Below are 12,881 nucleotides of genomic sequence, written 5' to 3'. Positions count from 1 at the left end.
GGGCAAAGGCTCAGGCCGCCAGCGGCAGGCGCAGCGTCGCGGTAAGGCCAGTGATGTGGCCAGCCTCCCAGCGATTGGCAAGAACCAGCGAGCCGCCGTGCTGGTCAGCAATCGCGCGCGCCAGGGTCAGGCCCAGGCCGGTGCCGCCCGTGGCCGTGTTGCGCGAGGCTTCCAGCCGGGTGAACGGCTCCATCATGCGCAGGATATCGCCTTCGGGAATACCAGGGCCATCATCCTCGATGCGCAGCACCGCCTCGGCCCCTTCCCGCGCCAGCGAGACGCGCGCACGCTGGCCATAGCGCAGGGCGTTGGACACCAGGTTGCGCATCGCACGGCGCAACCAGGTGGCGCGCAGCGGCAAGACGATGCGCACGGTGTCTTCCAGTGTCACGTCCTCGCCCATGTCCTCGTATTCGCCCATCACATCGGCTACGAGGGCGGAAAGCTCGGTGGTTTCAAGCGGGTCGGACGGGCGCCCGACGCGAGCGAGCGAGAGAATGTCGTCGAGCGAACGATTGATGTCCTCGATCGTGGCGGCCATGCGCGCCCGTTCGGTATCATCCTCCACCGCCTCGATCCGCACGCGCAGCGCGGCGAGCGGGGTCTTGAGATCGTGGCCGATCGCGCCCAGCATCACGTCCTTTTCATCGAGCAGGGCAATGATGCGCCCTTCCATGGCGTTGTGCGCCACGATCAGGCGGCGGATGTCATCCGGTCCCTCGGGTTCCAGCTGGCCATCGGCACTGCGTTCGCGGGCAAAGGCTTCCACCCGGCCGGTCAAGGCCTTCAGGGGACGGGCGATGCGCCGCAGGATCAGCGCGACCGCCCCTACCAGCACGAGATAGAGCAGCACTGTCTGCATCAGCAACGACAGGATCACCTGGCGTTCGTTGGCCGGGGCCAGGATGCGCGCGGTCAACCACGTGCCGTCGGGCCGCTGGATCGAGGCGATGATCAGGCGCGCATCGGGGTGATGGTCGCCATAGCTTTCCAGCCGCTTGCTGACGTTGCCGAACCACGGCCCAACGATGGCATCGGTGCGGGGATCGCGCTCCACCACCAGCACCTGGCGATGGACAAGCCCCTGGGTGTCGAGCACGTCGTGCAGCGCACCGGCCACGTCGTCGCGCTGCCGGTCCCCAGCCTGTGCGGGAGACTGCGCATCCACCCGCACGCGCAGGGGGCGCGGCAGGCGCCAGATGTCATCGGGCGGTGGCGGCCCATGCGGTCGGCCGTCCGGGCCATGGCTGTCGCGCGGGGGCTGGCCGATCAGGCGGAAAGCCGCCTCGTTGACCGTCAACTGCACGCGCCGCTCGTTCTGCTCGCGCCAAATCAGCCCGGCCGAAAGCCCCTGCGCCACCAGCAGCGCCAGGGCGATGGCCAGCAGCATCTGCCCTTGCAGGCTGCGTGGGGTGCGCGAAAGCGTCCAGGCGGGAAAGCGCCACATCAATCGCGGCCCGCCACCTTGCGCACTTCGGCCGCAAGCATGTAGCCCCCGCCCCACACCGTCTGGATCAGTTGCGGGTTGCGGCTGTCTTCCTCGATCTTGCGACGCAGGCGGCTGATCTGGTTGTCCACCGCGCGATCGAACAAGTGCGCTTCGCGGCCCTGGACCATATCGAGCAGGCGATCGCGATCGAGTACCTGGCGCGGATGATCGAGAAAGGCCATGAGCAGGCGGAACTCGGCCGAGGAAATCGCCACGACCGCGCCCTCGCGGTCGGTCAGCCGGCGCTTGAGCGGATCGAGCGTCCAGCCTTCGAATTCATAGACCAGGGCTTCGGGCGCCTCGGTCGCCACGCGCGCGCTGCGCCGCAGGACCGACCGGATGCGCGCCACCAGTTCGCGCGGGTCGAACGGCTTGACCACGTAATCGTCGCCGCCAATTTCCAGGCCGACGATGCGATCGGTGGATTCGCCCTTGGCAGTGATGAAGATCACCGGCAGCGCGCGGCTTTCCGCCAGATGGCGGCACAGCGACAGGCCATCTTCGCCCGGCATCATGATGTCGAGCAGAACGAGGTCGAACGTATCGGCCGCGATGCGCGCGCGCGCTTCCACCGCATTGCCAGCCTGGGTCACGGCAAAGCCCTGGCGGACCAGATAGTCCGCCAGCACTTCGCGCAAGGCCGCTTCGTCATCGACCAGCAGGATGCTGGTTGCCGCTGCTTCACTCATGCCCGAATGGCCCGATGGTCAGTTGCCAGCCGGTGACGGGGGCGGCGGCATGTCGTCGCCCTCACCCGGAGGGGGCGGCGGGCCATCCATGCGTTCGCCATCGCGACCGCGCGGGCCGCCCTTGTGGGGCCCGTGCGGTCCGCCGTTGCGGCCGAACGCGGCGCGGATTTCATCGCGGGTAAGCTTGCCATCATGGTTGGTGTCGGCCTTGTCGAATTGAGACTTGACCGCCGCATCATACGCAGCGCGGGTGACGGCGCCATCCTTGTCGCGCAACGCATCGTGCAAAACCGGGCCCAGCAAGCCCATTCCTGCGGGCCGCGGCGGCATGCCAGGGCGGCCATCGCGCGAGCCCGGCCCGTCGCTGCCGGGCGGCGGCGGGGGCGGCATGGCGCCATCGGGCCCCGCATGCGGGCCGTGGCCCGGCTTCATGGCGCGATGGTGGGCGAGGAATTCGTCGCGGCTGATCACGCCATCATGGTTGGCATCGATGGCATCGAACCGCTCGATCAGGCGCGCATCGCGATCTGCCTGGTCAATCTTGCCATCCTTGTTCACGTCCATCCGCTGCCACAGGGCGTCGGCCTGGGCCTTGGCATCAGCCCAGGTGATCGTGCCATCGCCATTGGGACCGCCGGCAAAGCGGGCCGGATCGGCAGCAGGGCCGGCCGGGGCGGCGGCGCAAAGCACACCGGCACCCGCCACGGCGACAACCGCCGCAGACAGACCGAGCACGAGTTTCTTCATTTCGGCAAGCTCCCGAAGAATTCAGGCCGTTCGCCATCGAGGGCGCGACGGCAGGCGTAAGGGGGATGAGGAAGCTGCGGCGCCGCCTTGCCGAAAGAGGCTAGGGACTAAGGGGGGAGGGACACCCCTTCCGGCCGTGGGGACTGAGGTGGCGGGCACCGCAGCTTCCATGTCCCAATATATAGTCGGCGGATGTCGCGCGATTATGTCGGCGCAGGGGGTATTTTGTCGCCAATTGTCGCATGGTGTTGCTGGCGCCCCAGGCAGCGGAACAGCTGCATCATTTTATATATAAATCAAATCTTTAAAATTATAAAAGCGGCGATATCCGGCCGGTGATGCGGGGTTGCCGGCCGCATTTCCCAGGCTTGGGTGCAATTCGGCTGAAACATGGCCGATACATTCGCGACAGGCCGGGATCGGCCCGGCCTGCGCCCGAACGCTTCGTATGCCGCGCTTATTCCGTGCCCATCACGAAGGCGTTGAGCTTGTTGCCATCGGGATCGCGGAAATAGGCGGCATAGAAACCGCCTTCGCCGCGTGGCCCGGGTGCGCCTTCGCACACGCCACCATTGGCCAAGGCCAAGGCATGCACCCGATCGACCTGCCCGGGGTCCTTGGCCTCGAACGCGACCATCACGCCATTGCCCACGGTGGCAGGCTGGCCATCGAACGGCGTCATCAGCGCCACGCCAGCCGCGCCGCCTGCCGTCCCCCAGGCGATCGCCCCCGGCCATTCGTACATGCGCCCCGTGCCCAGTTCGGCCGACAGCGCATCATAGAACGGCGCGGCGCGCGCCAGGTCGTTGGTGCCCAGAGTCACATAACCGATCATCGTCGTTCTCCCTGCCGCGAATCGCGACAAAGAGAACGTATCATGAACGATGCGCCCATCAAACTCAGATCGCGGCGCAGGCCCCATCCAGCCATGCCAGGTCTGCCCCATCGAGCAGCGGCGCCAGCAAGGCGTGGGTGCGGGCGTGGTAATCGTTCCACCAGGCGCGTTCGGCCGGCGTCAACAGCGCCACATCGACCAGCGCCCGGTCGATCGGTACGAACGTCAGCGTTTCGAACCCGCAGAACGCGCCTTCGGCCCCGGCGATGTCGCGCGTTTCCACCAGCACGAGATTCTCGATGCGGATGCCGTACTCGCCGGCCTTGTAATAGCCCGGCTCGTTGGACAGGATCATGCCCGGCAGCAGCCCCTGCCCGGTGCCGGCCTGCGCGCCGGTGGCCTTGGCAATGCGCTGCGGCCCTTCGTGCACCGCCAGGAAGCTGCCCACGCCATGGCCGGTGCCGTGGGCATAATCCAGGCCGGCCGCCCACAGGAACTGGCGCGCAAAGCTGTCGAGCGCGCCGCCCGGCGTGCCCAGCGGAAACACCGCCTGGTCGATGGCGATATGGCCCTTGAGCACGCGGGTGAAGCGATCCTTCACTTCGGCCGGCGCTTCGCCCGGGCCGATCCACACCGTGCGGGTGATGTCGGTGGTGCCATCCAGGTATTGCCCACCCGAATCCACCAGATAGACGCTGCCGGGTTCGATGGCGCGGTTGGACTGCTCATCGACATGGTAATGCGGGATCGCCGCGTTCGGCCCGGCGCCGGAAATGGTGTCGAACGACAGGTCCTTGAGCAGGCCGGTCTTCTCGCGCTCGGCCATCAGGCGCGCAGCGGCGGAAAGCTCGGTCTCGCCGCCCTGGGGCGCGGCCTGCGACAGCCAGTGGAGGAAGCGGCTGACGGCGGCGCCATCGCGTGCCTGCGCAGCGCGGTGGCCGGCCTGCTCCACCGGGTTCTTGCACGCCTTGGGCAGCACGGTGGGATCGGTCAGCGTCAGCACGCGCGCGCCTGCCCCTTCCAGCGCGTGGAACACGGCCGCCACCGCGCGTTCGGGATCGACCGCCACGGTCTTGCCGGCCAATGCCTGGAGCGCGGGCACGAAGGCGGCGCGATCCTGCACGCGCACGGCATTTCCCAGGTGCGCGACCAGATCGGCATTGACCTTGTCCGGGGCTATGAACAGGTCGACCGTGCCATCGGCGTGGGCCACCACGAACGAGAGCGCCACCGGCGTGCGATCGACATCGGCGCCGCGCATGTTGAGCAGCCAGGCCACCCCATCGAGCGCGGTTACCACCGCCGCATCGGCGCCTTGGTCCGCCAGCCATTGTGCCAGGACAGCCCGCTTTTCCGCCACGCTTTGTCCGGCATATTGGTCGGCATGCGGCACTGCCAGGGCGGGCGAAGGCGCCGGCTGGTCTTCCCACACGGCGTCGATGGGATTGCTCTCCACCGCCACCAGCGTGGCGCCCTTGGCGGCCAGCGCCTTGGCCACGCCATCGGCCCAGGGCTTGGCATGCAGCCAGGCATCATAGCCGATCCTCGCGCCCGCGGGCGCATTCTGCCCCAGCCAAGCGGCTGGGCTGGTCTGCGGCACGGACTGGTACTCATAGAGCCGCCCATCGACCTGCTCACGCACCTGGATGGTATAGCGCCCGTCCACGAAGATCGCGGCCCCAGGCCCGTTCACAGCGTCCTTGAGCACCACAGCCGTGCCGGCCGATCCGCCAAAGCCGCTCAGCCAGGCCAGCCGCTGCGCATAGCCACCGACATACTCGCTCATGTGCTCGTCGGAGATCGGGATGACAAAGCCATCCAGCCCCCGGCGCCCCAGTTCGGCGCGCAGCGCTTCCAGGCGGGCTTCGTGGGTTTGCATCAACATGGCAGAACGTCCTTGAGCGGTAATGGCAGGTAACTGGTTCACGTTGTAACCAACCGGGGCGGCGGACGCCAGAGGCGCGCCTTGCAGGCCGGGCACAGGCACCATAGATGGCGGTGATGAACACTGCCGCCAAGCCCCCCGTCGCCGCGAAAAAGCCCCAGAGCTTCACCCACCACGGCGTGACTGTCACCGATGATTACGCCTGGCTGCGCGATCCCGGCTATCCCGAGGTCAAGGACCCGGAAATCCTCGCCCACCTGGAAGCGGAAAACGCCTGGTTCCAGGCACATATGGCGCCGCGCCAGCCGCTGATCGACACGCTGTTTGCCGAAATGCGCGGGCGCATCAAGGAAGCGGACAAGTCCGTGCCGCAAAAGGACGGGGACTGGCTCTACTGGATCGAATACGAGGAAGGCGCCGAATACAAGAAGTGGTGGCGCCGCCCGGTCGATGCCGCCGCCGATGGCAGTGCGGACGAGCTGATTCTCGATGAAGTGGCGCTGGCGCAGGGCCACGACTATTTCCGCCTGGGGGCGATTTCGGTGTCGAACGACGGGCGCCTGCTCGCCTGGTCGGTGGACGACAACGGCTCGGAACGCTTTACCGCGCGGATCAAGGTGATCGCCAGCGGCGAAGTGCTGCCCGACGAAATCCCCGGCACCAATTCCGGCCTGATCTGGGTGAAGGGCGACACTGGCCTGGTCTACAGCCTGGCCAACGAGAACTGGCGGACGGACAACGTGCGGCTGCACTGGCTGGGCCAGCCGCTGGAGGCCGACGTTGAACTCTATCACGAGGACGACGAAGGCTTCCGCGCCGGCGCGGCGCTTTCGGCCAACGAGAAATGGCTGCTGCTTTCCACCGGCGACCATGAAACCAGCGAAGTGCGCCTCGTTCCCACCGACGATCCGCTGGCCACGCCGATCCTGGTGCGACCGCGCGAAAAGGGCGTGGAATACGATGTGGACGTGCGCGACGACACGCTGTTCATCCACGCCAACGACACCCACGAGAATTTCCGCCTCGCCACCGCGCCGCTCGCCGATCCCGCGCAGTGGACCACGCTGATTGCCGGCAGCGACGAATTCTACCTCACCGGCTTCGAGCTGTTCCGCGATTTCTATGTGGTCGAAGGCCGCGTGCGCGGGCTCGATCGCATCGAAGTGCGCTATTACGACGATCCGGCGCGGATCGAGCCGATCGCCTTTCCCGAGGCAAGCTATGAAGCGAGCCTGGGCGACAATCCCGAATGGGCGACGCAGACTCTGCGGGTCGGCTACGAATCGATGGTCAGCCCTTCGTCGGTCTATGACTATGATGTGCCCACCCGCACGCTCACGCGGCTCAAGGTCCAGGAGATCCCCTCGGGCTATGACGCCAGCCTCTATGAAACCGCGCGGCTCGACATTCCGGCCCGCGATGGCACGCTGGTGCCGGTCTCGGTGGTGTGGCGCAAGGATCGCGCGGCCGGTGGCCCGCTCCATCTCTATGGCTATGGCGCCTATGGCATTGCCATCGGGCCGGGCTTTTCCACCACGCGGCTTTCGCTGCTCGATCGCGGCATGGCCTATGCCATTGCCCATATCCGCGGCGGGGACGATCTCGGCCGCGGCTGGTACAAGGCCGGCAAGCTGGAGGCACGCACCAACACGTTCAACGACTTCGTGGACGTGGCGCGCGGGCTGATCGGCCACGGTTTCACCACGGCGGGCGAGATTTCCGCTTCGGGCGGCTCGGCCGGGGGCGAGCTGATGGGCGCGGTGATCAACCAGGCACCCGAACTGTTCGGCGCCGTGGTGGCCGATGTGCCGTTCGTTGATGTGCTGGCCACCATGCTCGACGAGAGCCTGCCGCTCACGCCGGGCGAATGGCCCGAATGGGGCAATCCGCTGGAAGACGAAGCCGCCTTCCACCTGATCCGCTCCTATTCACCCTATGACCAGGTCAAGGCCCAGGCCTATCCGCCGCTGATGGTCACCGCCGGCCTCAATGACCCACGCGTAACCTATTGGGAGCCGGCCAAGTGGGTGGCGCGCCTGCGCGAACGGAAGACCGACACCAATCCGTTGATCTTCAAGACCAACATGGGCGCAGGGCACGGCGGCAAGTCAGGCCGCTTTGAAAGCCTCAAGGAAGCGGCCGAGGAATTCGCGTTCCTGCTGACCGAGCTGGGCATCGACGGCTGAGCGGCAGAAGGGGGCAAAGCCCCCTTCCCCATCGCGCGCCGGCCCAAACAAAAACCCCCGCTGTCGCCAGCGGGGGTTTTTCATGTCGTCGGGTTGGAAAGCCTCAGGCGGCTTGTTCCTTGCCCTTGTGGACCTGGACCGGTTCCTTGCGGCCATCGACCACGTCCTTGTCCACGACCACTTCGGTCACGCCGTCGAGCGTGGGGAGGTCGAACATGGTGTCGAGCAGCAGGCCTTCGACGATCGAGCGCAGGCCACGCGCGCCGGTCTTGCGTTCGATGGCCTTCTTGGCGATCGCTTCCAGCGCGTCGTCGGTGAAGGTCAGTGTCACGTCTTCCAGCTCGAACAGCTTGGCATATTGCTTGACCAGCGCGTTCTTGGGTTCGCGCAGGATCTGCACCAGGGCCGGCACGTCAAGGTCATTGAGCGTGGCGATCACCGGCAGACGGCCGATGAATTCGGGGATCAGGCCGAACTTCTGCAGGTCTTCCGGCTCTGCCTTCTGGAGCAGTTCGCCCACGCGGCGCTTGTCAGGATCAGCCACATGCGCGCCGAACCCGATCGAACGCTTCTGCAGGCGATCGGCGATGATCTTTTCAAGGCCGGCAAAGGCGCCGCCGCAGATGAATAGGATGTTGGTCGTGTCCACCTGCAGGAATTCCTGCTGCGGATGCTTACGCCCGCCCTGCGGCGGAACCGAGGCGGTGGTGCCTTCCATCAGCTTGAGCAGCGCCTGCTGCACGCCTTCGCCCGAAACGTCGCGCGTGATCGACGGGTTCTCGGCCTTGCGGCTGATCTTGTCGATTTCGTCGATGTAGACGATGCCATGCTGCGCCTTTTCGACGTTGTAGTCGCTGGCCTGGAGCAGCTTGAGGATGATGTTCTCCACGTCCTCGCCCACGTAACCGGCTTCGGTCAGCGTGGTGGCGTCGGCCATGGTGAAGGGCACGTCGAACGTCTTGGCGAGCGTCTGCGCCAGCAGCGTCTTGCCCGAGCCGGTGGGGCCGACAAGCAGGATGTTGGACTTCGACAGTTCGATGTCGCCGCCCTTGCCGCTGTGCTTGAGGCGCTTGTAGTGATTGTGCACCGCCACCGAGAGCACGCGCTTGGCACGGTCCTGGCCGATCACATAATCGTTGAGCGTCTCGAAGATGTCGCGCGGGGCAGGCACCCCGCCGTCCTTCTTGCCGGCGATGCCCTGCTTGGTCTCTTCCCGGATGATGTCGTTGCACAGCTCGACACACTCATCGCAGATGAAGACCGTGGGCCCCGCAATGAGCTTGCGCACCTCATGCTGCGATTTGCCGCAGAAGCTGCAGTAGAGCGTGCTTTTAGAGTCCGATCCGGAAAGCTTTGTCATTCTTCAATCCCAGGCGCCCCTCCACGAGGGGCGGGCCCGGCCATCCTACTACCGCAAGGGTATTAATCAACCGGACACGAAACGAGGTGATGATTCCTGCCACGCGGCTCCTTTCGCAAGGCTTAAGGAGCCGGGACAGAAGGCAAAATCAGGCCGAAGGTGCGCCCCCGCTGCCGCTTTCGAAGCCAACCTGTTCAGATTGGGGACGCGATTCGAACACCTTGTCGACCAGGCCGAAGGCCAGGGCTTCGTCGGCTTCGAGGAAGGTATCGCGGTCCATCGCCTTCTCGACCTCTTCCAGGCTCTTGCCCGTGTACTTCACGTAGAGGTCGTTCATGCGCTTCTTGATGCGCAGGATTTCGCGGGCCTGGATCTCGATATCCGAAGCCATGCCCTGCGCCCCGCCCGAAGGCTGGTGGATCATGATGCGCGCGTGAGGCAGCGCGATACGCATGCCCGGCTCACCAGCGGCGAGCAGGAAGCTGCCCATCGAGCAGGCCTGGCCGATGCACACGGTCGACACGCGCGGGCGGATGTACTGCATGGTGTCGTGGATCGCCATGCCGGCCGTCACCACGCCACCAGGCGAGTTGATGTACATCGAAATGTCCTTCGAGGGGTTTTCCGACTCGAGGAACAGGAGCTGGGCCACGATCAGCGACGCCATGTGGTCTTCGACCTGGCCGGTCACGAAGACGATGCGTTCGCGCAGCAGGCGGCTGAAAATGTCGAAGCTGCGTTCGCCACGGCTGGTCTGCTCGACGACGACCGGGACGAGCGCGCCGGTCACCGGATCAGCGTGGAACTTTCCTTGGGCAGAGCGGCTGCCGAACACGTCGAGCATGGGAATCCTCATCTGGTTGCGATGGCCTATGTCGCGTGCCAGCAAAGGATGTTCAAGGGCATTAACCGCGAATGCGCGGGAATGCGTGGATAGTGGAGCAGTTTCTCGCCGCTTTTGGCCGCTGCTTCAGGCCTTCACCCGCTCGCGCAGCGCTTCCAGCGCGGCCAGTTGCGCTTCCATCGCGCGCAACCGGGCCTCGGCGCGGGCAACCCGCTCGCGCAGTTCGCGGCTGCGCTTGCGGCCGGGCAGCAGGCTGGCGAGCAGGCGCCCGGCATCGCCGAGGCTGGCCGCCAGCGCATCGAGCAGCCGCTGGCGCGGCATGGCCGGGGCGCGATGCCGCGGTAACGGGCTGCGATCATCGGGACCCACCCATTGCACGCTGGGCGGCGGCGCGGCGGGCGCAGATGCCGCAGCCATCCCGCTTGCCGGCGCCGTTGCCCTTTGCCGCGCCACCGCCGGCGAGGTGCGCTGGCGGCCCGGAGGCGGGGCAGATTCGGCTGCGGCGGGGGCGGCCGCGCGCGCGGCGGCAACGGCCCGGCGGGCCAGTTCCGCCTCGATCATCGCGCGGCGTTGCGCCTTGCGGGCGGTGCGGGTGCCGGGGCGCGGCGGCACATCGCGGTGCGGGGTCTTGCGCTGGGGGGCCTGGCGGCGGGGATCGCGGCCTGGCGCCTCGCGATCGGGTTGGCCTTGCGGATTGGTTGCCGGCACGCGCGGCATGATGAACGGCGCGCGCAAGGGTGGCGTCGCCGGCAAAGGCGCGGGGATCATGCCCGCCGGCCACGCAGCGGTGGTGATGATGGCGCCCCGATGGGGCGGCAGGATCAGATCGGCGGGAAACGCCGGCGCGGCCGGCTGCCTCAGCAGGAACGGCGGCGCGGCCGGCTGCCTCAGCAGGAACGGCGGCTTGGCCCCTCCCTTGCTCGCTGGCTTCACATGGGCCTGCACCGTTGCGGTGACCAGCGGCTTGCTCCCGGCATGGCCACCCGCCTTTTCAGCGGCGGCGGCCCGCGGCGCGGGCTTGCCGGTGGATGGAACCGGCGGCTTGGCCGGCGTGGCATTTCCTGGGCGAGCGCCCTTGCGATTGCGCACCGTATGCATCGGCAGGTCCCCCCTTCCGGGTTCCGTTCCTGCCGATTCTCTCATGCCGAGAATCAACGCGCCAATCCGTATGATAGCTAAGGAATAGCGCGTAAACGACGAGGGGCGCCACCGTTGCCGGCAGCGCCCCACATTGTCTCGATCAGGCCCTATGGGCGCTGGATCAGGCCTCTTCGCCTTCGGCAGGCGCCTTCTTGGCGGCCTTCTTCTTGGCGGGCTTGGCTTCGCCTTCGGCCACTTCGGCTTCTGCTTCGCCTTCGGCAGCAGCCTTCTTCTTGGCCGGGGCCTTCTTGGCGGGCTTGGCTTCTTCGGTTTCGCCAGCGGTTTCGGCTTCGGCGTCCGCCTTCTTGGCGGCCTTCTTCTTGGCCGGCTTGGCTTCGGCCGGAGCAGCGGTCACGCCTTCCTCGGCTTCGATCGCGGCCTGGAGTTCGTCGCGGGTCACTTCGCGCTCGGTCACTTCGGCCTTGTCGAACAGGAAGTCGACAACCTTGTCTTCATAGAGCGGCGCGCGCAGCTGAGCGGCGGCGAGCGGCTCGGAGCGGACGTAATCCACAAAGCGCTGACGGTCCTGTTCGCGGTACTGCTGGGCCGCCTGGCGGATCAGCATTTCCATTTCCTGGGCGGTCACCACCACGCCGTTGGCCTGGCCGATTTCCGACAGGAGCAGGCCAAGGCGCACGCGGCGCTCGGCGATCTTGCGGTAATCGTCCTTCTCGGCTTCGATTTCCTTGAGCGCTTCCTCGGGGTTTTCCTCGTTCTGCGCTTCCTGGGTCAGCTGCTGCCAGATCTGCTCGAATTCGGCGTCCACCATCGAGGGCGGCACGGCGAAGTCATGGCCGGCGGCCAGCTGGTCGAGCAGGGCGCGCTTCATCTGGGTGCGGGTGAGGCCGGCGGTTTCCTGTTCGAGCTGGCCCTTGAGCAGGCCGCGCAACTGTTCCAGGCTTTCCAGGCCGAGCGCCTTGGCGAATTCGTCGTCAGCCACGAACTCGCCCGGGTTCTTCACCGCCTTGACCTTGATGTCGAAGGTGGTTTCCTTGCCCGCCAGGTTGGCGGCCGGATAGTCTTCCGGGAACGTCACGGTGATGACCTTTTCGTCACCAGCCTTGGCGCCGACGAGCTGTTCTTCGAAACCGGGGATGAAGCGGCCGGCGCCGATTTCCAGCGCTTGGTCTTCCGCCGCGCCGCCTTCGAACGGTTCGCCGTCAAGCTTGCCGAGGAAGTCGATGATCAGCTGGTCGCCGTCCTTGGCTTCCGCCCCTTCTTCGGCGTCCGAAAACTTCTTCTGGCCAGCAGCGATGCGGTTCACCGCTTCGTCCACCTGGTCTTCGGTCACGGGCACGACCAGCTTGTCGAGCTTGAGGCCATCGAGCGCGGGCGCTTCGACCTTGGGCAGCACTTCCAGGCTGACGGTCAGTTCGGCGTCCTTGCCTTCTTCATAGCCTTCGCCCAGGGCCACGTCGGGCTGCATCGCAGGGCGCAGCTGGTGGTCGGCCACCAGCTTGTCCATGGCTTCGCGAATCGTGGTCTGCAGCGCTTCCTGGTGCAGGGCCGGGCCGTGCATCTTCTTGACCAGGTTGGCGGGCACCTTGCCGGGACGGAAGCCGGGCATGCGCACCTGCGGGGCGATCTTCTTGATTTCACCTTCCACGCGCGCGGCGATGTCTGCCGCCGGGATGGTCACGGCATAGGCGCGCTTCAGGCCCTCGTTGCTGGTTTCGACGATCTGCATCCTGATCCAACTTTCTTGA

General features: G+C 66.5%; 10 protein-coding genes. 1 reads left to right on the top strand and 9 read right to left on the bottom strand.

Going from position 1 to position 12,881, the window contains the following annotated elements; all coding sequences use genetic code 11:
* Positions 1 to 10: 10 nt before the first annotated feature.
* The 5 genes from FHW94_RS13695 to FHW94_RS13675 all read right to left on the bottom strand — a co-directional run bounded on the left by FHW94_RS13695 (position 11) and on the right by FHW94_RS13675 (position 5,639).
* Positions 11 to 1,447 (bottom strand): ATP-binding protein, encoded by a 1,437-nt coding sequence (locus FHW94_RS13695; RefSeq protein ID WP_246866128.1) that lies wholly within the window; start codon positions 1,445 to 1,447, stop codon positions 11 to 13.
* On the bottom strand, positions 1,447 to 2,178 hold the full coding sequence (locus tag FHW94_RS13690) for a response regulator (RefSeq protein ID WP_168556386.1): 732 nt from the start codon (positions 2,176 to 2,178) through the stop codon (positions 1,447 to 1,449). Before FHW94_RS13690 ends, FHW94_RS13695 begins: the two co-directional genes overlap by 1 nt.
* Before the next feature lie 18 nt (positions 2,179 to 2,196).
* Positions 2,197 to 2,925, bottom strand: a complete 729-nt coding sequence (locus tag FHW94_RS13685; RefSeq protein WP_168556385.1) for an EF-hand domain-containing protein — start codon at positions 2,923 to 2,925, stop codon at positions 2,197 to 2,199.
* Positions 2,926 to 3,382: 457 nt separating this feature from the next.
* Complete coding sequence (locus tag FHW94_RS13680; protein WP_168556384.1) at positions 3,383 to 3,760, bottom strand: VOC family protein; 378 nt, start codon at positions 3,758 to 3,760, stop codon at positions 3,383 to 3,385.
* Between the two features lie 64 nt (positions 3,761 to 3,824).
* The gene (locus FHW94_RS13675; RefSeq protein WP_168556562.1) at positions 3,825 to 5,639 is read right to left on the bottom strand and encodes an aminopeptidase P family protein; all 1,815 of its coding nucleotides are present in this window, start codon (positions 5,637 to 5,639) and stop codon (positions 3,825 to 3,827) included.
* A gap of 122 nt (positions 5,640 to 5,761) precedes the next feature.
* On the opposite strand from FHW94_RS13675, the gene FHW94_RS13670 reads away from it, so the two are divergent.
* On the top strand, positions 5,762 to 7,831 hold the full coding sequence (locus FHW94_RS13670) for a S9 family peptidase (protein ID WP_168556383.1): 2,070 nt from the start codon (positions 5,762 to 5,764) through the stop codon (positions 7,829 to 7,831).
* Positions 7,832 to 7,934: 103 nt separating this feature from the next.
* Here the strand turns inward: FHW94_RS13670 and clpX are convergent, their stop codons facing one another.
* The 4 genes from clpX to tig all read right to left on the bottom strand — a co-directional run bounded on the left by clpX (position 7,935) and on the right by tig (position 12,862).
* Complete coding sequence (gene clpX, locus FHW94_RS13665; RefSeq protein ID WP_168556382.1) at positions 7,935 to 9,191, bottom strand: ATP-dependent Clp protease ATP-binding subunit ClpX; 1,257 nt, start codon at positions 9,189 to 9,191, stop codon at positions 7,935 to 7,937.
* 148 nt (positions 9,192 to 9,339) lie between these two features.
* Positions 9,340 to 10,035 (bottom strand): ATP-dependent Clp endopeptidase proteolytic subunit ClpP, encoded by a 696-nt coding sequence (gene clpP, locus FHW94_RS13660; protein ID WP_168556381.1) that lies wholly within the window; start codon positions 10,033 to 10,035, stop codon positions 9,340 to 9,342.
* Positions 10,036 to 10,161: 126 nt separating this feature from the next.
* Positions 10,162 to 11,133 carry a hypothetical protein gene (locus FHW94_RS13655; RefSeq protein ID WP_168556380.1) on the bottom strand — a complete coding sequence of 324 codons (972 nt, stop codon included), beginning with the start codon at positions 11,131 to 11,133 and terminating at the stop codon, positions 10,162 to 10,164.
* Positions 11,134 to 11,296: 163 nt separating this feature from the next.
* Entirely contained in the window at positions 11,297 to 12,862 is a 1,566-nt protein-coding gene (gene tig / locus FHW94_RS13650; RefSeq protein WP_168556379.1) for a trigger factor, read from the bottom strand.
* Positions 12,863 to 12,881 lie beyond the last annotated feature (19 nt).

This window comes from Novosphingobium sp. SG720 (genome assembly GCF_012275365.1).
Lineage (GTDB): Bacteria > Pseudomonadota > Alphaproteobacteria > Sphingomonadales > Sphingomonadaceae > Novosphingobium > Novosphingobium rhizosphaerae.
This window is presented reverse-complemented; position numbering and strand designations above follow the sequence as displayed.